Source organism: Erythrobacter sp. HA7-11 (assembly GCF_055693605.1).
Map to the genome: position 1 here is coordinate 281,953 of NZ_JBVFUF010000002.1, position 23,703 is coordinate 305,655.

The 23,703-nt window shown below is 60.1% G+C and carries 17 protein-coding genes and 2 pseudogenes; 10 read left to right on the top strand and 9 right to left on the bottom strand.

The window, feature by feature from the left end:
- Positions 1–39 precede the first annotated feature (39 nt).
- Positions 40–1,858, bottom strand: a pseudogene (locus tag ACZ1GU_RS01595) (aminopeptidase P family protein).
- Between the two features lie 127 nt (positions 1,859–1,985).
- Here ACZ1GU_RS01595 and ACZ1GU_RS01600 point away from each other — a divergent pair.
- The 6 genes from ACZ1GU_RS01600 (at position 1,986) to ACZ1GU_RS01625 (ending at position 8,506) form a co-directional block, all read left to right on the top strand.
- Positions 1,986–4,190, top strand: coding sequence for a S9 family peptidase (locus ACZ1GU_RS01600; RefSeq protein WP_472646387.1), 2,205 nt, complete (start codon positions 1,986–1,988; stop codon positions 4,188–4,190).
- Entirely contained in the window at positions 4,187–4,591 is a 405-nt protein-coding gene (locus ACZ1GU_RS01605) for an acyl-CoA thioesterase (protein ID WP_472646388.1), read from the top strand. The genes ACZ1GU_RS01600 and ACZ1GU_RS01605 overlap by 4 nt, the downstream gene beginning before the upstream one ends.
- Entirely contained in the window at positions 4,592–5,266 is a 675-nt protein-coding gene (locus tag ACZ1GU_RS01610) for an oxidoreductase (protein WP_472646389.1), read from the top strand.
- Positions 5,262–5,843 (top strand): hypothetical protein, encoded by a 582-nt coding sequence (locus ACZ1GU_RS01615; RefSeq protein ID WP_472648676.1) that lies wholly within the window; start codon positions 5,262–5,264, stop codon positions 5,841–5,843. The genes ACZ1GU_RS01610 and ACZ1GU_RS01615 overlap by 5 nt, the downstream gene beginning before the upstream one ends.
- An 88-nt stretch (positions 5,844–5,931) precedes the next feature.
- Positions 5,932–7,365, top strand: a complete 1,434-nt coding sequence (locus ACZ1GU_RS01620) for an OprO/OprP family phosphate-selective porin (protein WP_472646390.1) — start codon at positions 5,932–5,934, stop codon at positions 7,363–7,365.
- A gap of 82 nt (positions 7,366–7,447) precedes the next feature.
- On the top strand, positions 7,448–8,506 hold the full coding sequence (locus tag ACZ1GU_RS01625; RefSeq protein WP_472646391.1) for a substrate-binding domain-containing protein: 1,059 nt from the start codon (positions 7,448–7,450) through the stop codon (positions 8,504–8,506).
- Positions 8,507–8,510: 4 nt separating this feature from the next.
- Here ACZ1GU_RS01625 and ACZ1GU_RS01630 read toward each other — a convergent pair whose 3' ends face one another.
- The 4 genes from ACZ1GU_RS01630 to ACZ1GU_RS01645 all read right to left on the bottom strand — a co-directional run bounded on the left by ACZ1GU_RS01630 (position 8,511) and on the right by ACZ1GU_RS01645 (position 13,577).
- Positions 8,511–10,151, bottom strand: a complete 1,641-nt coding sequence (locus ACZ1GU_RS01630; protein WP_472646392.1) for an SDR family NAD(P)-dependent oxidoreductase — start codon at positions 10,149–10,151, stop codon at positions 8,511–8,513.
- Positions 10,148–10,570, bottom strand: a complete 423-nt coding sequence (locus ACZ1GU_RS01635) for a thiol-disulfide oxidoreductase DCC family protein (protein WP_472646393.1) — start codon at positions 10,568–10,570, stop codon at positions 10,148–10,150. The genes ACZ1GU_RS01630 and ACZ1GU_RS01635 overlap by 4 nt, the downstream gene beginning before the upstream one ends.
- Before the next feature lie 9 nt (positions 10,571–10,579).
- Positions 10,580–12,949 (bottom strand): FtsK/SpoIIIE family DNA translocase, encoded by a 2,370-nt coding sequence (locus ACZ1GU_RS01640; protein WP_472646394.1) that lies wholly within the window; start codon positions 12,947–12,949, stop codon positions 10,580–10,582.
- A 67-nt stretch (positions 12,950–13,016) separates the two neighbouring features.
- The gene (locus ACZ1GU_RS01645; RefSeq protein ID WP_472646395.1) at positions 13,017–13,577 is read right to left on the bottom strand and encodes a thiamine phosphate synthase; all 561 of its coding nucleotides are present in this window, start codon (positions 13,575–13,577) and stop codon (positions 13,017–13,019) included.
- A gap of 35 nt (positions 13,578–13,612) precedes the next feature.
- On the opposite strand from ACZ1GU_RS01645, the gene ACZ1GU_RS01650 reads away from it, so the two are divergent.
- Positions 13,613–14,275, top strand: coding sequence for a YggS family pyridoxal phosphate-dependent enzyme (locus ACZ1GU_RS01650; RefSeq protein ID WP_472648677.1), 663 nt, complete (start codon positions 13,613–13,615; stop codon positions 14,273–14,275).
- On the top strand, positions 14,272–14,736 hold the full coding sequence (locus tag ACZ1GU_RS01655) for a hypothetical protein (RefSeq protein ID WP_472646396.1): 465 nt from the start codon (positions 14,272–14,274) through the stop codon (positions 14,734–14,736). Before ACZ1GU_RS01650 ends, ACZ1GU_RS01655 begins: the two co-directional genes overlap by 4 nt.
- On the opposite strand, the gene ACZ1GU_RS01660 is transcribed toward ACZ1GU_RS01655, so the two are convergent.
- Entirely contained in the window at positions 14,733–17,513 is a 2,781-nt protein-coding gene (locus tag ACZ1GU_RS01660; RefSeq protein ID WP_472646397.1) for a [protein-PII] uridylyltransferase, read from the bottom strand. The genes ACZ1GU_RS01655 and ACZ1GU_RS01660 overlap by 4 nt on opposite strands.
- Before the next feature lie 25 nt (positions 17,514–17,538).
- On the bottom strand, positions 17,539–19,242 hold the full coding sequence (locus ACZ1GU_RS01665; RefSeq protein ID WP_472646398.1) for a class I adenylate-forming enzyme family protein: 1,704 nt from the start codon (positions 19,240–19,242) through the stop codon (positions 17,539–17,541).
- Between the two features lie 201 nt (positions 19,243–19,443).
- Between ACZ1GU_RS01665 and lgt the strand changes: the two are divergent.
- Positions 19,444–20,338: pseudogene (lgt, locus tag ACZ1GU_RS01670) on the top strand (prolipoprotein diacylglyceryl transferase).
- Between the two features lie 6 nt (positions 20,339–20,344).
- Positions 20,345–21,403, top strand: coding sequence for a class I SAM-dependent methyltransferase (locus tag ACZ1GU_RS01675; RefSeq protein WP_472646399.1), 1,059 nt, complete (start codon positions 20,345–20,347; stop codon positions 21,401–21,403).
- Here ACZ1GU_RS01675 and ACZ1GU_RS01680 read toward each other — a convergent pair whose 3' ends face one another.
- On the bottom strand, positions 21,404–22,951 hold the full coding sequence (locus tag ACZ1GU_RS01680; RefSeq protein ID WP_472646400.1) for an ABC transporter permease/substrate-binding protein: 1,548 nt from the start codon (positions 22,949–22,951) through the stop codon (positions 21,404–21,406).
- The gene (locus ACZ1GU_RS01685) at positions 22,948–23,697 is read right to left on the bottom strand and encodes an ATP-binding cassette domain-containing protein (RefSeq protein WP_472646401.1); all 750 of its coding nucleotides are present in this window, start codon (positions 23,695–23,697) and stop codon (positions 22,948–22,950) included. Before ACZ1GU_RS01685 ends, ACZ1GU_RS01680 begins: the two co-directional genes overlap by 4 nt.
- Between the last annotated feature and the right edge of the window lie 6 nt (positions 23,698–23,703).

The following is a 23,703-nucleotide window of genomic DNA, read 5'->3' on the forward strand; positions in this document are numbered from 1 at the left end:
TTAGAACATTACAGGAACAAAACGCTGCTCGCAAGCGGGTTAAAGCGGCGCGCACTCGCGTTCGAGCCAGGCCAGATCATCACCTTGCAATTGCGGGGCGAGCACCGCGCGCACCTGCGCATGGTAGGCATTGACCCACGCGATCTCGCTGTCTGTCAGCAGGCTCTTCTCGATCAGTCTGCGGTCGAGCGGGACAAAGGTGAGCGTTTCAAAGCCCAGATAGCGCCCCTCTGCGCCCTCGATGGCGCGTTCTTCGACCAGTACGAGGTTCTCGATCCGAATGCCGAATGCGTCGGGCTTGTAATATCCCGGCTCGTTGGAAAGGAACATGCCCGCATGCAATTCCTGATTGGTCCCGGCCTGCCCGCCGGTCGGCTTGGCGATGCGCTGCGGGCCTTCATGTACGGCGAGGAAGCTGCCCACTCCGTGCCCCGTTCCATGCGCGTAATCGACGCCCGCCTCCCACAAATATTGCCGCGCGAGAACATCGAGCTGTCCGCCGGTTGTGCCTTGAGGAAAGACGGCCTTGGCGATCTGGATGTGCCCTTTCAGCACGCGCGTGTTGCGGTCGCGCATTTCTGCGCTTGGCTCAGCGCTGCCGTCAGCGGAATTGATCCAGACCGTGCGGGTGATGTCGGTCGTGCCGTCTGAATATTGTCCGCCGGAATCGACCAGATAGATGCTGCCGGGCGGGATCGGAATATTGCTGTCTTCGTCGACTTTGTAATGCGGCAGCGCGGCGTGTCCGGCAGCAGCCGAGATCGTGTCGAAGGAGAGATCTCGCAATGCGCCCGTTTCGCGGCGGAATTCGGCGAGCTTTGCCGCTGCGCCCAGCTCATCGACCTCCCCGCTCGGCGCGGTTACTTCGAGCCAACGCAGGAAGCGGCTGACCGCTGCCCCGTCGCGCGCTTGCGCATCGCGGTGGCCCTGTTGTTCGTACCGGGTTCTTCACCGCTTTGGCGAGGATGGTCGGATCTTGCTTGAAGACGAACTTAGCGCCGCCCGCACGCAGCTTTTGCGCTATGGCCACAGCGCCGAAATCGGGATCGACGCTGACGCTTTTGCCCGACAATTCGCCGAGCGCGCCGTCAAACGCATCACGGTCGCGGATCGTCACCGCATTGCCGAGATGCTGGGTCAGTTCTGGTGTGACCTTCTCAGGCGCGATGAACAAGTCCGCCCGGCCATCCTTATGAGCGATCACATAGGACAGCGCGACCGGAGTATGCGTCACATCTTCCCCGCGAATATTGAGCAGCCATGCAATCGAATCGAGCGCAGGGATGACCACCGCATCATGCCCCTCACTGGTGAGCCAATCGGCAATTTCTGCACGCTTTTCCGCTGACGATCGGCCAGCATGCTCATCCTCATGCACGATGGCGACCGCAGAGGATGGTTCGGGCTGATCCTGCCACACGGCGTCGATTGGATTGCTTTCGACCGGGGTCATTGTGATGCCTGCTAGCTCGACCACCTTCTCAACCGCCTCAACCCATTTCCAGGTGTGCAACCACGGGTCATAGCCGATGCGCGATCCGCTCGGCGTGTTCTGCTTCAGCCATGCACCAAGGCTATCACCGGGAATCGAGCAATATTGATAGAGCGAACCATCGACCTGATCGCGCACTTGCACCGTGTAGCGGCCATCGACGAACATTGCGGCAGAATCGAGTGTGACCACGGCAAAGCCCGCCGATCCGCCGAAACCCGTCAGCCAGCCGAGCCGCTGCGCATAATCGCCGACATATTCGCTCATATGTTCATCGGAGATCGGCACGATAAAGCCAGTAAGATCGCGGCGTTTCAATTCTTCGCGCAAAGCGGCGAGTCGGGCTTCATGGGTCTGCATCAGCATCGGGGCGTTTCCTAATCAGCGGGCCCGCGCTTGCCGCGCGCAGCCATTCGGTTATGAAGCCACCATAGTTTGCCGCGAGCCGGGTTTCCACCCATCTGCTCGCGCACCACAAGGAAAGCTGATCCCCATGAAGCAGGCTGCACCATCGATTTTCGCGCTCGCCGCTGCCCTTTCGCTGGTGGCATCTCCTCCTTTGAGCGCAGCCACACAAGAGGACACTGATACTGTGACAAAAGAGGCGAGCCAATCGGCCCCCACATCTCCTCCCATCGCCGAAAAGCGCGAGCACACATACACGCATCACGGGATCACGATTTCCGATCCCTATCACTGGTTGAAAGACCAGTCCTATCCGGTAATCGATGACGAGGATATTCTCGACTATGTGAAGGCGGAGAACGCCTGGTTCGAAGCGCAGATGGGCCCGCACAAGGCGCTCACCGAAAAGCTGTTTCAGGAGATGCGCGCGCGGATCAAAGAGGATGACAGCACCGTTCCGCAAAAGGATGGCGACTATCTCTATTGGTCCGAATTCGAAGAAGGCGCGCAATATCGCAAGCATTACCGCAAACCGGTCGCGGGCGGTGATGCGGCGCTGATCCTCGATGAGAATGCGCTTGCCGAAGGACATGAATATTTCCGGCTGGGCGCAGCGTCGGTCAGCAAGAACGGACGTTATCTTGCCTATTCGTCCGACACCAATGGGTCGGAGCGCTACACCGCGCGGATCAAGGATCTTGAGACCGGCGAGCTGCTCGCCGACGAGCTCACAAACTTGCGCGGCGGCCTGACCTGGGTCGCTAATGACACGGCGCTGGTTTACGGGCCATCGACTGAGGAATGGCGCACGCTCGAAGCCAAGCTGCATGTGATCGGCACGCCGAATGATCAGGATGTGACGCTTTACGAAGAAGCCGATCAGAGCTTTGGCGTCGGCTTTGGGCTTAGCGCCGAGGACAACTGGCTGATCATCGCCACCGGCGACAATGAGACGAGCGAGGTGCGGCTGGTCCCCGCGGACAACCCGACCGGCGAGCAGATCCTCGTTAAAGCGCGTCAAAAGGGCGTGGAATACAGCGTCGATGTCCGCACCGAGCCGACCAATTCCGATGTCATCTACATCTGGAGCAATGATGAGCACATCAATTTCCGGCTCGCCAAGGCCTCGATCAAGACGCCGGGCGAATGGGAAACGGTGATCGCCGGTTCTAACGAGTTCTACCTCACCGGATTTGAGCTGTTCAAAGATTTCTTCGTCACCGAGGGGCGTCTCAACGGCTTGGATCAGGTCCAATTGCGCAGCTATGATGCGCCGACCGAAGCTCGTCCGATTGCCTTCCCGGAGGCTAGCTACAATGCTGGCCTCTCCAACAATCCCGAATATGACATCCAAAAGCTTCGGCTCGCCTATGAGAGCATGGTCACGCCAGATTCGGTGTATGATTACGACGTCGCATCGGGGGGGCTCGAACTGCTGAAGCAGCAAGAAATCCCCAGCGGCTATGACGCGAACCTCTACACCACCGAGCGGGTCGAAATCCAAGCGCGCGACGGTACGATGGTCCCGGTCAGTATCCTGATGCGTAAGGACCGGCCTGCAGGCGGTCCGCTGCACCTCTATGCCTATGGCGCTTATGGCTATGCCGTGCCGCCGGGCTTTTCGACCACGCGGCTTTCTCTGGTGGATCGTGGCTTTGCCTATGCCATCGCGCATATTCGCGGCGGCGATGATCTGGGACGGCGCTGGTATCTGCAGGGCAAGCTGATGGAGCGCACCAATACTTTCAACGACTTCGTCGATGTAGGACGCGGGCTGATCGCGAAAGGCTACACCGCGGAAGGCAAAGTGACCGCCAGCGGCGGTTCGGCGGGCGGTGAGCTGATGGGCGCAATCGTCAATCAAGACCCATCGCAATATGGTGCTGTGGTCAGCCACGTGCCGTTTGTCGACGTGCTCAACACCATGCTTGATGAAAGCCTGCCGCTGACGCCGGGCGAATGGCAGGAATGGGGCAATCCGATCACCAGCAAAGAGGCGTTTGCCTACATCCTGCACTATTCGCCCTATGACCAGGTGAAGGCGCAGGATTATCCGCCGATGCTGGTCACAGCAGGCCTAAACGATCCGCGCGTGACTTATTGGGAGCCAGCCAAATGGGTTGCCAAACTGCGCGATGTGAAGACGGATGACAACGTGCTGTTGATGAAGACCAATATGGGCGCAGGACACGGAGGCAAATCGGGCCGTTGGAACTCGCTTTATGAGACGGCTGAAGAGTTCGCCTTTATCCTGTGGCAAATGGGGCTGACCGAACAGAGCGAGGCCGAGTGAGCGCGCGCTTTTCCAAAACTTTCACCGCTGCCGCAGACCACATCGACGAGCTTGGCCACGTCAACAATTCGGTATGGGTGCAATGGATTCAGGACATGGCGACCGCGCATTGGGAGGCGGCGGCTGATCCTGCGCATGTCGAGCAATTCTTCTGGGTCGTGATCCGGCACGAGATCGATTATCGCGGTAATATCGGCGAAGGCGAGACGTGCGAGGCGACTACGTGGATCCCCGATGGGGCCAAAGGCGCAAAGTCGGACCGTCTGGTCGAGTTTCGGAGCAGCGACGGCAAACTGCTGGTCGCCGCGCGCACCACATGGGCGATGCTCGACCACGAAAGTCAGCGGCTCGCCCGCGTCCGCCCCGAAGTTATGGCGCCATTTGAGCAGGACAACACGTAAATGACATCTGCACTGTTTGAACCGCTGACCCTGCCCAACGGCACGGTCATTCCGAACCGGATTTGCAAGGCGGCGATGGAAGAGAATCTCGCCGTGCAGCCGGGCCAGTATCCGGGCGAGAAACTCTATTCGCTCTACCGCCAATGGGCCGAGGGTGGCACGGGCCTGATCCTCTCAGGCAATGTCATGGTCGATCCTTCCGCGCTTACGGGCCCCGGAGCCGTGGTGCTGCAAAAGGGCACGGATCTTAACCCGTTCAAACGCTGGGCCGAGATCGGCAAAGCGGGCGGCGGGCAGTTCTGGCTGCAGATCAGCCATCCCGGTCGCCAGCTGTACAAGAGCATGGGCGAGACAGCGGTTTCGCCATCGGGCGTGGAGCTTAATCTCGGCAAGTTTTCTTCGCTGTTCGCGCCGGTGCGTGCGCTGGATCAGCAAGAGATCACCACGATCATTACGCGCTTTGCCGATACTGCAGAACTCGCCGAACAGGCCGGGTTTGACGGCGTGCAGATCCACGGCGCGCATGGCTATCTGGTCAGCCAGTTCCTTTCCCCGCTGACGAACAAGCGCGACGACGAATGGGGCGGCAGCCTCGAAAACCGTGCGCGTTTCCTGATGGAGATCGTCACGGTACGTTCGGACACGGGTCGGCGCAGGTTTCGGGGTAAGCATTAAGCTCAATTCAGCCGATTTCCAGCGCGGCGGCTTTGATTTTGAAGACGCGCAGCAGGTCGTGAAATGGCTCGACGGGAAAGGTGTCGACTTTGTCGAGCTATCTGGCGGCAGCTATGAGAGCCCAGCCATGCAGGGCAATCCGCAGGAAGGCTCGACCGGCCAGCGCGAGGCATACTTCATCGGTTTTGCGCGTGATATCGCGAAGGTCGCTAGCATGCCGATTATGGTCACCGGCGGGATCACCCGGCTGGAGGTCGCTGAAGCCGCTCTGGCTGAAGATGAGCATGGCTTTGGTGTGAAAATCCTCGGCATCGCCCGCGCGCTCGCGGCTGATCCCAACCTGCCCAAGCATTGGCAGGCGCAGCAGAACATGAACGTAACGCTACCTGAAGCGAATTGGTCCAACGCTTCGCTTAAGGGTCTTGCGACTATGGCGCTCACCAAGGCGCAGCTTGAACGCATGGCCAAAGGAAAGACGCCGGGCGATGGCGGTTCGCCCATTGTCGCGCTGGTGGCCGATCAGTACCGTGCGGCGAAGCGGGCCAAGCGCTATCGCCAATGGCGCGCGTCGGCTTAAACACTTGTAGATTAGAGATAAAACGCACTTCCGAAGCCTAAAGGCGCAGGATAGTTTTCCACTGTCATTGATCTGAAACATATCCGTCATGAAGGTGACGCACCAGGATCATACGGGCGTCACAGATCAACAGGACGAACCAGCGATGACACCCAAGATTTCTCATATTGCCCTTGCGAGCGTATTGGCCGCAACCGCCAGCCCGCTCGCGGCTCAGGACAATGAAGCGCTGCAGCAAGAACTCGCCGAAATGCGGGCGATGATGGCCAAGATGGCCGACCGCATCGATACACTCGAAGCAGAGCTGGAAAGCGTTGAGGCAGAAGCCGAAGCTGCGACCACTCAGGCCAGCACGGCTACGCAAACCGCGCAGACCGCCATCGCAGCGGCTGAGGCGAAAGAAGACACCTCTATCGCGTTCAAGGGCGCGCCTGAGGTCAAGAGCGAGAGCGGCTTTAGTTTCAAACCTCGTGGCCGCCTGCAATTCGACGCTGGCACAATCAACGCGCCTGATTCAACAGGCGCAGGCCAAGGCTTCAGCAATGATGTGCGCCGCGCGCGCCTGGGTGCTTCAGGCGATATCCCCGGCGGTTTCGGCTATAAGTTCGAGCTCGATTTTGCGAACAGCGATCTTGCCGTCACCGACGCGATCATCTCCTATGAAACTGGCGATGTTGAAGTGATGGTTGGACAGTTCAACAACTTCCAGTCGCTGGAGGAGCTGACTAGCTCGCTCCACACCAGCTTCATCGAGCGCGCTGCGTTCACCGATGCGTTTGGCTTTATCCGCCGCGTTGGTGTTGGCGTAGAATATGGCGCTGGTGACGTGTTGGTGCAGGCCGGCGTATTCTCTGACAACATGGACCGCTTGACCAATGACGCGTGGAGCGCGGATGGGCGCGTGGTCTACATGCCGAAGATTGGCGATGCTCAGTTGCACCTGGGTGGGCATCTGAGCTACCGCGAAGTCGATACCGACGGGACGGTTCGCTATCGCCAGCGTCCGCTGGTGTCCTTCACCAGCAATCGTTTTGTGAATACGGGCAATTTCGCCGCCGACAGCGAGCTGTCTTACGGTGTTGAAGGGGCCTTCATTTCGGGCCCCTTCCACGGCGCGGTCGAAGGCTATTGGCGTGAAGTTGACGCGCCAACACTGGCATCTGACCCGACATTCTTCGGCGGATATGCCGAGGTCGGATACTTCCTGACCAAGGGCGATACGCGCGGCTATAAAGGTGGCAAGTTTGACCGCACCAAGCCTGCCAATCCGGTTGGTGAAGGCGGATTCGGCTCGGTTCAATTGAACCTGCGTTACGATCGACTTGACCTTAGTGACGGCCCGATCATCGGCGGCACACAGGATGGATACTTCGTCTCGCTCGTATGGAAGCCGACCGACTACACCATGCTCCTCGCGAATTACGGCATCCTCAATTACAACGATGCCGCATTCCCGACTGCCACGGGCAACACAGACTACATCGTCGACGTGTTCGGCGTGCGGGCGCAAATCGACTTTTGATAACGGAGACGCTCTTGCTGTCACATGGCTGTCACAGCCGCTGACTAAGGGCGCGACAAGAATTTAGATCAGGGAAGAATTTATGAAACCGACTAAGACAATTGCATTTGCCTTGATGGCATCCATTTCGCTTGCGGCGTGCGACTCCGCTGACACTGGCGGTGGCTCGCGCGATTCCATCCGTGCCGTAGGCTCCTCAACCGTTTTTCCGTTCGCCAAGCAAGTGGCTGAGATCTTCGTCCGCAATAACGAAGGCTTTAAGTCACCTCTGATCGAGTCGACCGGCACAGGCGGCGGCATCCAGCTGTTCTGCACTAAGCTGGGTGCAGATTCGCCGGACATGGCGAACGCATCGCGCCGCATGAAAGTATCCGAGTTCGAGCGCTGCCAGGAAAATGGCGTAACCGACATCATCGAACTGCAGGTTGGCTTGGACGGCATTGCTTTCGCATCGGCACAGGGCGGCATCCAGCTGAACCTCACGCCGAAGATCGTCTATGAAGCGCTTGCGGCTGCCCCTTATGGCGGCGAACAAACCGCAAAGACTTGGGCCGATGTTGACCCGTCACTGCCGGCGGAGCCGATCCTCGTTTACGGTCCGCCAAGTACATCGGGCACGCGCGACGCGCTGAAAGAGCTCGTGCTTGAAGCCGGTTGCAAGACCAACCCAGAAATGGAAGCGCTGAAGGACAGCGACGAAGATCGCTACGACCAGGTTTGCACCGAAGTGCGTTCGGACGGCGCCTATATTGACCAAGGCGAGCAGGACAATCTCATCGTCCAGAAGATCGAAGGCAACCCGCGTTCGGTTGGCGTGTTCGGCTTTTCTTACCTCGAAGAAAACTCCGACAAAGTCCAAGGCCTGCCAATGAACGGTGTCGATCCGACCTATGAAAATATCTCGAGCTTCGCCTATCCGGGCGCGCGCCCCCTCTATGTCTACGTCAAGAAGGCTCACATGGGAGCGATCCCAGGCCTTGATGTCTATCTTCAGGAATGGGTGAAGAACTGGGAAGCTGGCGGTCCACTGGCTGAAATCGGCCTGGTTGCGTCGCCTGCTGACACGATGGCGGCGAACACCGCGAAGGTGAATGACCAGATCGTTCTGACCAAGGCGGATCTCGAAGCGCCAGCTGAGTAACCCCTCAAGAGGCAGGCATTGACCGGATAGGCCGAAGTCTGCCCTTATAGTGAACCAGCAGGCCGGCAAACGGCAGGCTGATAGAAACGTCGAAGGCGAAGTGATCGTCTTCGACGTTTTCTTTTGCGGCAACGCGCGGTGCTAGAGCTAGCGGCATGTGAACGCCCAGCAAGGTCCAGCTGCGGATGTGCATTTCCAGGCCTTGCTCGTTCACTGGCAAATCGAACGCGAAGCGCATCGGGCCGAAGCGCTCGGTCAGATGGCCGCCTACCTCGGCGAGCGTGCTGTGAAATCGCTGGCCAGTAAAATCGCGGGTCCAGCGCTCGCGTCCGTCCTCCTCGCGGAATGAGACATGCAGATCGTGCTCGCCTTGCGGCGGGAAGCGGATGATTGCCGCGATGAGGCGCGCTAGCGGATTAGTGCCGCGTCTAACTTGCGCGCGGCCCGCTGCACCGCCGTCTCCGCATAAGTTGTGCAGGTCTTGAATGGGTTTCGGCAGGACTGCGAATTGGTCGCCCAAGACGCGTCGATAGAGCGGCGTGTAGCTTTGGGAGGTCGTCTCGCACTCCAATTCGAGTTCGTCGAATAGTGGGTTAAACTGCTCGAGCGAAAGTTCTTCGCCAGCATGCCGTGCGCCTACTTCGGCCGTGCCGTCCGCGATTGAGCGGGCGAGCAATTGCGCGGCCAGCACTGGGATTTCCGGACCGTTGCCATCGCGCGCAATAACGTGCCAGCGGCGCTTTTCGAAGGCGCCCTCGCTTTCTACGCAGGCGTCCACGGTCATAAAACTTTGCCCATCGGAGAACGGCTGGGTCAGCTTTTGCAGCGGTAGTAGCAGTCCCTTCAATCGGCTGAGCGATGAGAGCCATTTCCAGCGCACCGGCCAGCTAAGCAGCCACATAGCAATCACTTGAAACCCGAATTCCGGCCCGGCGCTGAAGCGTGTTGCAGGCTGACCGGGAAGCGCAGCTGGAACGATGTCGAGATCGGGTACATCGGCAGCGGCGGCAAAGCGCGTAGTGTTCTTGCCATCGCTCGCGGTAACGCGGGCGCGCTTAACCTGCTGCCAGCCATATTCGCGCGACCATCTCTGCCCCTGCCACACCCGCAAGGGCTGGCCGACATAGGAAAGGATCGCCGCGGCGACCGACTGACCCGCGCTCGCTTTGTCGGAAGCGCTGATCGCCATATCGACGCGGGTGACTTGGCTTCCTCCGTTGGTGAGGTGGCGCAGGACGGCACCCGACAGGGCCGGGACGCTCGATGCGCCGGAGATCACCGCGACGCTTGCGACTCTTGCAGCTTGATCCAGCGAGCCGATTCCAGTGACGAAGGCGCGCGCATCGGCAAGATCGAGATAGTGTACACCCGCAGCGATGCAGGCCTCGGCGACGCGGTAATCGCTGGTTTGAAACGGTCCCGCTGCATCGACGACGACCAGCGGCTTGTGCTCTCGCAGCGCTGGCGCAATATCGCTGCTCCGATCAAGCGCAATGCCGCTCGCATGAGCGAGGTTTGTCGCCATCGCCTGCGCCTTTTCCGAGCTGCGCCCGGCTACGATCACATGCCAGCCATCTTGGTCGAGCCGCCGCGCCAAGCGCGCGCCAAAGCCGCCATAGCCCCCGATGATGAGCGCCCGCTTCAAAGTAGGCGGTCACGCATATGATCGGGCGGCATCCAGCACGTCTCACGCTTGCCGAAGATCTTGTAGCGGTTGCGCGCGATCACCCCGTAGATCGCGTCGCGGACCCGGCGCGGGATCAAGCGAAGGATGCCCGCAACCTTCCACGGCCAACCGAGCCCTTGATAGATCGCGAGCACGGCATCGCTGTTGCGCCGTGCATCGCCGTTCTCGACGACAATGATCGTATCGGGGTCCTTTGGATCAATGCCGAAGCTGCGGAACAGCTCCGCACCGACCCCGCTCTGCATCGATGCAAGCCGAAAATGCGCCCTGCGGTCGAACTTGAGCACGAATCGCGCGTTGGCCGAACACAGCACGCATTCGGCATCGAACAGGATGATGGCGTGGTCTGTGTCCAGCTTGAGTGCCGGGTCGGTCATAGCCTGACCTTAGATCGGATTGCCGTCCTGATCACGGAAGATTTCGCGCCGTCCGACATGGTTGGCCGGGCCAACCAGCCCTTCGGCCTCCATCCGCTCGATCCATTTGGCCGCGGTGTTGTAGCCGACACCCATCTGGCGCTGGAGCCAGCTACCCGAAGCCTTCTGCGCCTCGAACACGGCTTGGCAGGCCTGGCGATATTTGCGCTCTGCCGGGTCGTCGCTGGCGGTCATTTCGTCTTCGAATGCGAAGCCGCCGCCATCTTCGGGCTCTTCGGTCACAGCATCGACATATTCAGGCTTGCCCTGAGCGCGCCAGTAATCCGCGACTGACTCGACTTCCTCGTCAGATACGAACGGCCCGTGCACACGCACCATCGCGCCAGTGTTCGGTTTGTAGAGCATATCGCCTCGGCCAAGCAGCTGCTCGGCGCCTTGTTCACCAAGAATGGTTCGGCTGTCGATCCGGCTCGTCACCTTGAAGCTAATACGGGTCGGGAGGTTCGCCTTGATGACGCCGGTGATCACATCGACCGACGGACGCTGTGTCGCCATGATCAGGTGGATACCGGCGGCGCGCGATTTCTGGCTGAGACGCTGGATCAGCACTTCGATTTCTTTGCCGACCGTGACCATCAAATCGGCGAGCTCATCGACGATCAGGACGATCTGCGGCAGCGGTTCGTAATCGAGCTGTTCTTCCTCATACAGCTCCTCGCCTGTCTCGGGGTCGAAACCGGTCTGCACGCGGCGGCCCAATGGCTTGCCCTTGGCGGCAGCGACGGAAACCTTGTCGTTGAAGCTCGCAATGTTGCGCGAGTTCACACTCGACATCATGCGATAGCGCCGCTCCATCTCCTCGACCGCCCATTTGAGCGCGCGCACAGACTTGTGCGGCTCTGTCACCACGGGTGAGAGCAAGTGCGGGATATCGTCATAGCTGGCGAGCTCAAGCACTTTCGGATCGATCAGGATCATCCGGCATTCGGCTGGCGTGAAGCGATAGAGCAGGCTCAAGATGATGCAATTGAGGCCAACCGACTTACCCGAACCGGTGGTGCCTGCGACAAGCAGGTGAGGCATGGCCGCAAGATCTGCGACAATTGGTTCGCCCGCGATATCCTTGCCCAGAATGATCGGCAGGCTGCCTTTGCTTTCGGCGAAATCGGCGCAGGCGGCGAGCTCTTTCAGCATCACCATCTGGCGGTCGGCATTAGGCAGTTCGATGCCCATCACGGTCTTGCCCGGGATGGGCGAGACGCGCGCGGAAATCGCGCTCATATTGCGGGCGATATCCTCGGCGAGGCCGACAACGCGGCTAGCCTTGATACCCGGCGCTGGCTCCAGCTCGTACATGGTGACGACCGGGCCGGTACGCACGGCGGTGATCTCGCCCTTCACGTTGAAATCATCGAGCACATTTTCGAGCAGGCGGGCATTGCGTTCGAGCGCCAGCTTGTCGAGTTTGGGTGCGTTGTCTTGTGGCGGATCGGCTAGCAGATCAAGGCTCGGCAGATCGTAATCGGCGAACATATCGCGCTGCTTGGTCTTGGCCGGGTTGGCGCGCTTGGGCGGTGCCGATGGGTCGGTGATCTCCGGCGCGCGGCGCTGTGTCGGCTCGGGCAGCGGCTTGGCCTCACTGGCTGTGGCTTTGGCCTTCTTGCGCTCGCTTGTGCCGGGCAGCGACATGGTGGGCGCTTTCGGCATGTCGGGCAGACCGGGAATGCGTGCGAACACTTGTTCACGGATGAAGTTCGGCAATGTGAGCAGCCCGCGCCAGTCAATCGCGAACACACGGGTAACAAGCGCCACACCGCCAGCGAGCGACGCAAGCGCCAGACCCATAATGATCCAACCCGATGCGCCCTCGCCAAAGCGGCCTGCGACCGCCTCAATCGCACTTGCGCCCAGCAACCCTGATACGCCGCCCATTTGCGCTGGCAGGGTGCCGCCTGGTCCATCAAACACCAGCGCGAGCACGGTCGAAAGGAGGATCATCGCTACCAGCAGCATGCCCGTCGGCAACCACCACCGTGTATTCTCCGGCTCATCGCCGTTTTCGACGTCGAGCCACAATTTGCGCGCAGAAATATACAGGAGTGGCAGTAAAAGCACCGATGTCAGACCAAATGCGAACAGCACGCGGTCTGCCGCCCATGCGCCCCAAGCGCCCATCCAATTGCTGATTTCAGCACCGGAAGCTGCGGTCGATGGGCTCGGGTCGGTTTGCGTGTAGCTGGCGAGGGAAAGCGTGAGAAATCCGAGCGTTACGACCAGAACGCCCGCGCCCGTCATCTGCGCGAAGCGGCGCATGGATCGGCGGAAAGCCGCGCGCCAATCACCACTGTTTTTTCGCATGTTTATCGCTCGTGTTGCCATGTCAGGCCGCCCCATCACTCCTTATGGAACACACCATGAATCTTGCGGGAGTCTGGGTCAAGGGAAGTTAGGTGATCTGAGACCCATCACTCAAGCCATCAATCGCGGCCCAGCGGTCCCACTTCAACTCCTTTGCTCGCTCCGCATTCATGCCTCCCAGCGCGATGACCGGGCTGACAGAAGCGCGCGCGAGACGATGAAACTCGCCCGGTCCCAGCACTTCGCCGCCCGGATGCGAGCGAGTTGGAAAGACGGGCGAGAGCATGATTCCATCGGCTGCACCGCGATCAGCGTCGACCATCTCGTCTTCGCCATGCGCGGTCGCGATCCATTTCATCCCAGCAGGCGGGATGCGAGAGAAGGGGCCATAGACGCCATCTGCGCCCCACGCTCTCGCAACATCCGCTGCGTCCGAGACAATCGCCCAGTGCCCGGCTTCATGCAGCATGGGCAAAAGCGCAGCGAAGCGGGTGGCGCGTGCTTGCTGTGACAGGTGGTAATGCCGGAAGACAAAGCCTGACCTGCTGGGCAGCGCCGCAATCGCAGCTTCCAAAACCGCGTCATTACGCTCGTCTGAGAGCAACCACAGCTCGGGCAGTTCTTCCTGAGGGGTCTGGTGTCGCGCCATCGGCTCGCTATAGCGCAGCCATGGGACAAAACGACATGGAAATGGCCGACAATCCGCTCGAAGAGGTGCGCGGCAAAATCGCCAAGATGTGCAAGATCGCGCGGCGCGAGCCGGAGGACGTCACGCTGATCGCGGTCAGCAAGACCCATCCGCCCGAGCGGATCCTGCCGCTGCTGGAGCAGGGGCACCGCGTGTTCGGCGAGAACCGCGTCCAAGAAGCGCAGGGCAAATGGCCGCAATTGCGCGAGGACTATCCCGAAGTCGAACTGCATTTGATTGGCCAATTGCAATCGAACAAGGCCGAGGATGCGGTCGAATTGTTTGACTGTATCCATGGGCTTGACCGGCCCAGCCTTTCGAAGGCGCTGGCGAAGGCGATGGTCAAGCTGGATCGCCAAGTGCCGTGCTTCATTCAGGTCAATATTGGTGAAGAAGAGCAAAAGGGCGGCTGCGCTATCGCCGATCTGCCAGGCTTTATCGAACAGGTCCGCGCGGCGGACATTCCGATTGCGGGCCTGATGTGCCTCCCGCCTGCCGATATCGAGCCCGCGCCGTTCTTCGCGCTGCTTCACAAGCTCGCCCATGACAATGGCCTCACGGGCCTGAGTATGGGGATGAGCGGCGATTATGAGACCGCCGTGCAATTGGGCGCGACCCATGTGCGGGTCGGCACGGCTCTGTTCGGCGCGCGGGGATGAGCGTAGAGCTGGAAAAGTTGAACCAATTCATCGCTAAGTGGCGCGCGTCATTGGAGGCACAAGCAAAGCTCACCTTTCTTTGTGCCAAAATAGAAGAGAGCTTTGATCCGCCGCAAGTGATCGCTGACAGGTTCGTTCGGTCGCGTGGCTTCAAGCCAATCGGTCACAACTGGGAATTGCTTGATGCTGCGCCCGACGCGTCAGGCAGCAGGTCAGCGGCCGAGATTATCGCCGATGCGCTCGCCAAGGATATGGTATTCGGCAAAGAATGGCTCGGTTCGAAACCAGCAATGGAATGTGCAAATGATTTCTTGAGCGCGTTCGCGCCAGAACGACGCACAATTCTCAGCAACCGATATGACGGGCTATGGAACCCGATCACGAACGCGCAAATTGAGTATGCTTTCGTGGGCTTTGACGACCGAAAAATAGCGTTGCTGGTCGTCTCAGTCGAAGACTAAGCCTCTTCCAACTGCCGCTGTTTTTTGTCGCTCGCAACTTCAATCAGGCTCGCACGGATCTCATCGAGCCTATCCTTCGCTGTCACTTTGCTGCCGGTCAGATCGGTAACGTAGAAATTGTCGACCGCTCGCTCGCCATATTGCGTGATATGCGCCGACTGGACGATCAGATTCGATTGATAGAGCGCGTGAGCAAGCCTGTTGAGCAGCGCAGGGCGGTCGCGGGCGCTAACCTCAATCACGGTGAAGCGGTTGGACGCCTCGTTGTCAAAGGCGACACGCGGCGCGACGTCAAACGCCTTGGACCGGCTGTGCGGCAGCGGCCGTGCGGCCAGCTTCGGCACGAGCGCGGTCTTGCCCGTCAGCGCGTCCGAGATCGACTTCTTTAGCCGCGCGATCTGCGCTTCCTCGCTAAAGGCCTCGCCATGCGCGTCCTGCACGAGGAAGTTGTCGACGGCATAGCCGCTTTGCGAGGTGTGAATGCGCGCATCGATGATGTTCGCTCCGGCCAAATGGATGCCGCCCGCAATCCGATAAAACAGGCCGGCATCATCGGCGGCGATAACGCTGACCAGGGTCGCGCCGCGTTGTTCATAGACCTCGCAGTGGATCGAAAGCTGGTCTTCGAGCGCTCGTGCGGTTTCATACTGGACGAGGTTGAGCGCGATGACATCTTCCGGCTCGGCAATCCAATAGGCATCGCCCAGCAGCTCGCCGACTTCCTCGACCAGTGCTGATTTGTCACCGAGCAGTTCGGTGACCGCCGCCTTTTTTGCAGCGACACGCTCTTTGCGGCCATGTCGCATGTGGCCAAGCCGCAGCCGCTCTTGCGCGGCATCGAACAATTCGCCGAGCAATTGGCCTTTCCAACTGTTCCATGTGCCAGGACCGACCGCTCGGATATCAACGGCGGTGAGGATGGCGAGGTTGCGCAGCCGCTCAAGGCTTTGGACCTCTGCAACAAAAGTCTCGATGGTTTGCGGATCGGTGAGGTCGCGTTTTTGCGCGGTCGAACTCATCAGGAGGTGCTGTAGCACCAGCCACGCAACCAGCTCGGTCTCTTCCTCATCCAAACCAAAGCGCGGGCACAATTCTTCCGCGACCTCCGCGCCGAGTACCGAATGATCGCCGCCGCGACCCTTGGCAATGTCGTGTAGCAGCACCGCGACATAGAGCGCGCGGCGCGATTTTAGCTTGTGGATCAAGCGGGTTGCGCGCGGATGATCGGCCTTAAGCTCCCCTTTCTCAATCCGGGTCAGCAAGCCAATTGCGCGGATCGTATGCTCATCGACCGTATAGTGGTGATACATGTCGAATTGCATCTGCGCGTTGACCCGTCCGAAATCGGGCACGAAGCGGCCAAAAACGCCCGCCTCGTTCATCCACCGCAGCACCATTTCGGGATTATTGCGACCGCTCAACAGGTCGACGAAGAGCGTGTTAGCGCGCTTGTCCTGGCGCACCTGGTTGTCGATCAGCCGGCTGTCACGATCCGCCTGGCGCATCGTCGAGGGATGGACCTCAAGGCTGTTCGCCTCGGCAAGCTGGAACAGCTCAATGAGGCGCACCGGATCATCGCGAAACCAATTGTCAGTCGGTGCCTTGATCTTTCCGCCGAACACGGTGAAGCCTTTGAGTGTGCGCGCTTTTTGCCCCCACCCGGCGAAAAATCCGCTGGTCGCCTTCTTCTTGGCATGCGTATCATCGAGATGCGCCAGGAACACTCCGGTCAGACTGCCGACGCGCTTTGCCTGCAGGAAATAGAATTGCATGAAGCGCTCGACCGCACTTTTGCCGGGCCGGTCGACGAAGTTCATCCGCTCGGCCACTTGGCGCTGCAAATCGAAGGTCAGACGATCTTCGGCCCGCCCGGTGATGTCGTGCATGTGACAGCGCACCGCCAGCAAATAACCTTCTGCGCGGCGAAAGCTGCGATATTCCTGAGCGGTGAGCAGGCCGACATCGACGAGGTCGGCGGCGTTGCGGGCGCGGTGGATGTACTTTCCGATCCAGTAAAGCGTTTGCAGATCGCGCAAGCCGCCTTTGCCATCCTTGATGTTGGGCTCGACGACATAGCGGCTGTCGCCCATGCGCTTATGCCGATCATCGCGCTCGGCAAGCTTTTGCGTTAGGAATTGGCGTTCGCTGCCGCGCACAACCTCGCTCCAGAAGCGCGCCCGCAGCTCGTCATGCAGTTCCTGATCGCCCCACACAAAGCGCCCTTCGAGCAAGGCTGTCCGGATGGTCAGGTCTTCCTTCGCCATGCTCAGCGTGTCATTGATCGTGCGGCTGGAATGGCCGACCTTGAGGCCGAGATCCCACAGTAGATAAAGCATCGCTTCAATCACCTGCTCGCACCACGGCGCGCGCTTCATCGGGGTAATGAAGCCGATATCGACGTCGGAATGAGGGGCCATTTCCGCCCGGCCATATCCGCCCACCGCCAGGATCGAGAGGCGCTCAGCAGTGGTGCGATTGGCGATCGGATAGACATAGGTGGTGACGTAGTCGTGGATTACGCGCACCAGCTGATCGATCAGGAAAGAATGGCCGTGGACGCATTCATAGCCCGCCGCTGGCTTTTGCTTCAGCCGCTCGGATAATTCAGCGCGTCCAGCATCGAGGGCAGCGCGCAAGGCTTCGACAATCGCCGGGCGAGCCTTTTCACCTTGCTCCTGGGCAAGCGCTGAGATTTGTTCGGCGAGCAAGCGCCGATCAATAATCGCTCGCTGACGCGGAACGCGCGGCGCACTGGCTGGGCCGGGACTGGCCGTCATGTCAGCAAGGCCGCGCGCGTAGGCTTCACGCGTTTTCCATTTGAGCAGTGTATTGCTCGCGCAGGCTCTTCTTGTCGATCTTCTGAGTGCCAAGGCGCGGCAGCGGGGCCGTCTCGATGAACATATGCTCTTCCAATGGCACCTTGAACGGCGCGATCCGGCTGAGCAGATATTCGCGCAGAGCGGCTGCATCCATGCTCGCGCCGTCCTTCACGCGAAACACGGCGGCGGGCACTTCGCCCATACGCTCATCTGGAAGGCCGAACACGGAGCACTCGGCGATGTCGCTGTTCGAGTAGATTGCGTCTTCGACCTCGATACAGGTGATGTTTTCACCGCCGCGAATGATGATGTCTTTCTTGCGGTCGACGATGAAGAGATAGCCGTCTTCATCGAGATAGCCGAGGTCGCCAGTGCGGAAGAACTGATCGTCGGTAAAGGCTGCTGCGGTTGCTTCGTCATTCTTCCAATAGCCGCGGAAATTGGCGACGGTACGCATGCAAACCTCGCCGACATCACCCTGCGGCAATTCGTCGCCGGCATCGTTGAGGATGCGCAGATCGACCAGCGGGAGGCTCGCCTTTCCGGTTGAGCCAGGCTTGGCGAGATAATTCTCGTTGAAATTGCCGCAGCCAACCGCGTTGGTTTCGGTCAGGCCATAACCAAGCAGCGGGAAACCGCCCGGGAACGCCTCTTTGATCTTGTTGACGTGCTCGACCGGTCGCGGGGCGCCGCCAGCGGCAAAACTCTTGCAGGCGGTCAGATCGTATTGATCGCGGTTCGGGTGGGTCGCGATCTCATAGCTCATCAGCGGAACGCCAACGAAGTAAGTGACCTTTTCCTTGTCCATCAGTCGCAGCGCGTCTTCCGCATTCCATTTCGGCATCAGCACGAGCTTGCGCGCAATGGCGTATGACTGAAGGAACAGCGGCACTTCGCCGGTCACGTGGAACAGCGGCACCGCGATCAGCGCGCAGGGCTGTGCCGCAAGTTCCTCGCCCCGGCTTTCGAGCAGGATCTTAGCCATCGCGCTTTGCGCGACATAGTTCATCGTTCCGCTGACAACGCCGCGGTGATCAGAATAGGCCGCCTTTGAATTCCCGGTTGAACCAGAGGTGTAAAGGATGGTCGCGAGGTCATCCGCGCCGAGCTCAGCGAGCATCGCCATCGCGGTTGGACCTTCCGCCCACGCCTCTTTCAAACCTTCGGACGGCGCGCAATCATGCTCCATTGGAATGAGCTTGGCGGAGTGATCGGTTCCCTCAAGCCGCTTTTCCCGGCCCGCGTCGATCAGCACCGCTTTACACTCAGCTAGGCGAATGCCGTATGCGAGCTCGTCGCCCGACCAAAAGCCATTGAGCAAGGTCGCGCAGCCGCCTGCCATTACGATGCCCATATAGGCGATCATCCAATTGGCCGAGTTGCGCGCGGCGATGCCGATGCGGTCGCCCTTCTTCACATCGTGCATCGTCGCAAGTCCGTGCGCGACATGGGTCGCCGCATGCCAGCACTCGCCAAAGGTCAAGCGGATATCGCCATCGACCAGAAATTCGAGATCCTTATGCTCATTGCAGAAATGCGCGAAATAATGCGCGAGCGTTGGCGGCGCGCCTGCAAAAGCGGGCATTTCCACGCCGTCGCGTTCGAAAGGAACGATGGCGAAAGGCTGCCCTTCCTTCGTCAGTTCGCCGATGATGTTTTCCAGCGCTATGTCGAGCTGTGTGGGCATGCCTTGGTCTCTCCAATTATCTATTCGTATCAGCCATCGCTCGTTGACGCGGTACGGCCATCATTTATTTTGATATCGTGACCATTAACGCATGTGGACCGGAGAGGGTTTCCCCGGCTCGCTCGCTGTGCCAAAAGCCACGCCGAAAGGGCGGGCGAAGCCGCGCCTGTCGAATCAGCAGTTAGATAAGAGGTTCGCTTCGTGCTGTCACTACTCGCTACCAGCGTCGCTGCTGACCCAATCCTTTGGGAAAATCTGAGCCTGGGTCCCAACCTCTTCAAACTCGGTTGGTTTGAGCTGAAATTCTATTCTCTAGCGTACCTGCTGGGCGTGCTGTTTGCCTATTGGCATGTGTCGAAAATGCTCAAGGAGCCGGGCGCTCCGATGGCTCAGCGTCATGCCGATGATCTGTTTTTCTACTGTACGCTCGGCGTGATTTTGGGCGACTAGACTTGGCTATGCCGCGTTTTACCAACCCTCGCTGTTCACCAGCTTTGATGGAGATGGCTTCATCAGTTGGAACCTGCTGCGGCTGTGGGATGGCGGGATGAGCTTCCACGGCGGATTGCTCGGCGTGCTCGCGGCGATGCTGTGGGTGTCTTGGCGCGGCAAGCTCGATTTCGTGCGGGTCGCCGATTACGTCTGCACCACTGTGCCGATGGGCATGTTCCTTGGACGTCTGGCCAATTTCAACAATGGCGAATTGTGGGGCCGACCGACCGATGTTTCATGGGGAATGGTTTTTCCCGGCGGCGGCGATGTCGTCCGCCACCCGAGCCAGCTTTATCAGGCAGGCCTTGAAGGGCTGTTGCTGCTGATCATCTTGCTGCTGTTGTTCTGGAAGACTGACGCGCGCTATCGTAAAGGCCTGCTGTCAGGCGTCTTTTTGCTTGGCATTGGCGCAGCGCGTTTCATCAATGAGTTCTTCCGCGAGCCGGATGCAGAGCTCGCGCACCGCGTCGTCGAAACCGGCCTTTCCCAAGGGCAATGGCTGACGATCCCGGTCATCATCTTCGGACTGATCGTCACCGCGATTGCGGTGATGCGCAAGCCGATCGGAACCGGTGGCAGCGGAAGCATAACCGCATCCGCCTGATCTGAAATGGCCGCTCCCGAGCAGGATCTCAGCCAAATGTTCCGCCGCCTGATCCGCGAGACCGGGCCGATAACGCTCGCGCAATATATGGGCGAGAGCAATGCGCGCTATTACACCAGCCGCGATCCGTTGGGAGCGAGCGGGGACTTCATCACTGCGCCCGAGATCAGCCAGATGTTCGGAGAGCTGATCGGCCTATGGCTGGCTGATATGTGGGCGAAGATGGGCGGGCCTGCGCATGTGCATTATGTCGAGCTTGGGCCTGGACGCGGAACTTTGGCAAGCGATGCCTTGCGCACCGCGGCGCGGTTCGGTTTGGACCCGCAAGTGCATTTCGTCGAAGGGTCAGCCAGCCTGCGCGCGCTTCAAAGCGGGACTATGCCAGGTGTGGTGCATCACGATGACCTTGCGACCCTGCCCGATGATGCGCCGATCCTGCTCGTTGCCAATGAATTCTTTGACGCGTTGCCAATCCGGCAGCTGGTCCGGACTGAGGCGGGGTGGCGCGAACGTATGGTCGGGCTTGATGACGAGCGGATGGTGTTCGTCTCCGGCGACAAACCGATGGATAAGGCCGTGCCCGAAGAATGGCGCGCGGCCGATCCCGGCGCCATCATTGAAACCTGCCCCGCAGCATCGACCGTGATGGGCGAAATTGCCAGCAGGCTGTCGCAGCAGGGCGGTGTAGGCCTCGTCATCGATTATGGCACGCGCGCGCTGGTGCCCGGATCAACTCTGCAAGCGGTGCGCGCGCACAGTAAGGTCGATGTGTTCAGTCGCCCTGGCGAGATTGACCTCACTGCGCATGTCGACTTTGCAACCCTGAGCGATGTCGCCCAGCGAAATGGCGCGCGAGTCTTAGGCGTGACCCAGCAAGGGCGCTGGCTGCAAATGCTCGGGATCGACGCGCGATTGGAGGCTTTACAGCAGGCCTCGCCCGAGAATGCCGAGAAGCTAAAGCGGCAACACGACCGGCTTGTGAAGCCGGAGCAGATGGGCGACCTGTTCAAGGTTATGGGCCTCAGCGGAGGTAACTGGCCGAGGCAGGCAGGCGGCTTCGGCTAGCTAGTCTGCGAGGCCGATGGCCTCGGCCAATTGCGACGCGGCATCTTTGGGGCTGAGCTTGCCTTCACCCTCGCGGTCCACTGCGTAATTGGCTTTGCGCATCTGCTCGACATTGATCGCGCCGATTAGCGGACGGAGCGCCGCGATCAATTCGCCGTCGTCGCGGCGTTCCGGGCTGACCAGCAGGATGGCGTCGTAGTTGGGAAAGGCTCCGCGCGGATCTTCGAGGATGACCAGATTGTCGGCAGCGATCCTGCCATCGGACGTATAGGCGCCGATGACCTGTGCCTCGTCTGATTTCAGCGCGTTGTACATGAAGGTCGGCGAGAAATTGCGCGTCTCGCCAAAGCGCAATCCGTAGGTGTCGCGCACCGCGATCCATTCGGGTCGCTCGAAGAATTCGGGATCACCGCCGATGCTCATTTGCGGCGCGACCGAGGCTAGATCAGCAATGGCGCGCAAATCGAATTGAGCAGCGGTCTCTTGCGTCACGGCGAGGCCATAGGCGTTCTCGAAGCCTAGTCGCCCGAGTACCAAGGTCTGGCTGGTTTCCTCTTCCCAAGCGGTGATTGCCTCAATCATCTGATCGCGCGGCACATTATCCTCGCGCTTCATCTGATTGGCCCAGATCGTGCCGGTGTAGTCGGCGAGGATGTCGATCTCGCCGCTGGTCACTGCGCTATGCGCCACGGCAGAACCCAGGCCGTCGCGATATTCGACCGCGTAGCCCGCCGCCTCAAGCTGCGATCCGATAAGGCGCGCGAGGATGAATTGTTCTGAGAAACCTTTGGCCCCGATAACGATGCGATCATCGTCATTTGCGTCTGCAACCTGCGAGAACAGCGCCGCGCTAACGCCGAGTGCCACCGCCGCAAGCCCTGCGCCCCATTGCCAGTTTTTGCGGTTCGCAAGCCCGCGCTCGATCAGGCCAAGCAGCGCGTCTGCCACCAGCGCCAGCGCCGCGCTCGCAAGGCATCCGGCCAGCACCAGCGCCCAGTTCTGCGTTTGCAATCCAGCAAAGATCGGATCGCCAAGGCTCGGCTGCCCGATTGTGGTTGAAAGTGTCGCCGCGCCGATGGTCCAGACGCTCGCGGTGCGAATGCCCGCCATGATGAAGGGGGCTGACAAGGGCGCTTCGACCAGCCGCAATTTCTGCCATTTGGTCATGCCGACACCGTCAGCGGCTTCGAGCACGCCGGGGTCGAGATTGGCCTGCGCGGTGACGGCATTGCGCAGGATCGGTAGCAGCGCATAAAGCGCGAGTGCGAGCAGGGCCGGCAAAAAGCCGAGCGTTGGCAGGCCCTCACCAAAGACCGCGCGCAGGCTCAGCAGGATCGGGAAGAACAGCGCGAGCAAGGCAAGCGCGGGGATGGTCTGCACCAGACTGGCAAAGCCGAGCGCTACCCGGGCGACAGATTGCGAACGACTGGCCCAGACAGCGAGCGGCAGCGCAACCGCTATGCCCAGGCCGATAGCGCTCGCCGCGAGGACCACGTGGGCTGCGAGCTTGTCGCCAAGGCCTAGCAGGATGGCGCCAAAGTCGCTCATTCCCGCTCCATCGCGGCGAGCTTTTCTGCCTGTTGTCGCGGCACGGAAACAAGGCCCTGTGCGATTTCCCCGCCTTCGCCGGCGAGCAATTCTTGCGGGGTGCAATCGGCGACAATCGAGCCTGCATCCATCACCAACACGCGGTCGGCGAGCAGCAGCGCCTCTGCCATGTCATGCGTGACCATGATCGTGGTGAGGCCGAGCCGTTCGTGCAACTCGCGCACCTTCTCACCAAGCGCATCGCGAGTGATGGGATCGAGCGCACCAAACGGTTCATCCATTAAAAGCAGTTCCGGTTCGTTCGCGAGCGCGCGGGCGACACCAACGCGCTGACGCTGCCCGCCGGACAGTTCGTCGGTCATGCGCGAAACCATCTCGCCTTCAAGCTCAACCAATTCGAGCAGTTCTGTGATGCGCGCGACGCTCAAGCTCTCGCCAGAAAGGCGCGGGCCAATGCCGATATTCTCGGCCACGCTCATATGCGGGAACAGGCCAATGCCTTGAAAGACATAGCCGATGCGGCGACGCAGTGTAGCGGGCGATTGCTGGCTGACATCCTCGCCGCCAAACAGCACACGGCCAGAACCTGGCTGTTCCAGCGTGTTGACCATTTTGAGGAGCGTTGATTTGCCCGATCCGCTTGCGCCAACCAGCGCGACAAAGCTGCCTTTCGCGATCTCGCAGCTCACGCCGCCGACCGCGATCACGTCTCCGTAATGGCGAGTGACGTTCTCAAAAGAAAGCAACGGATC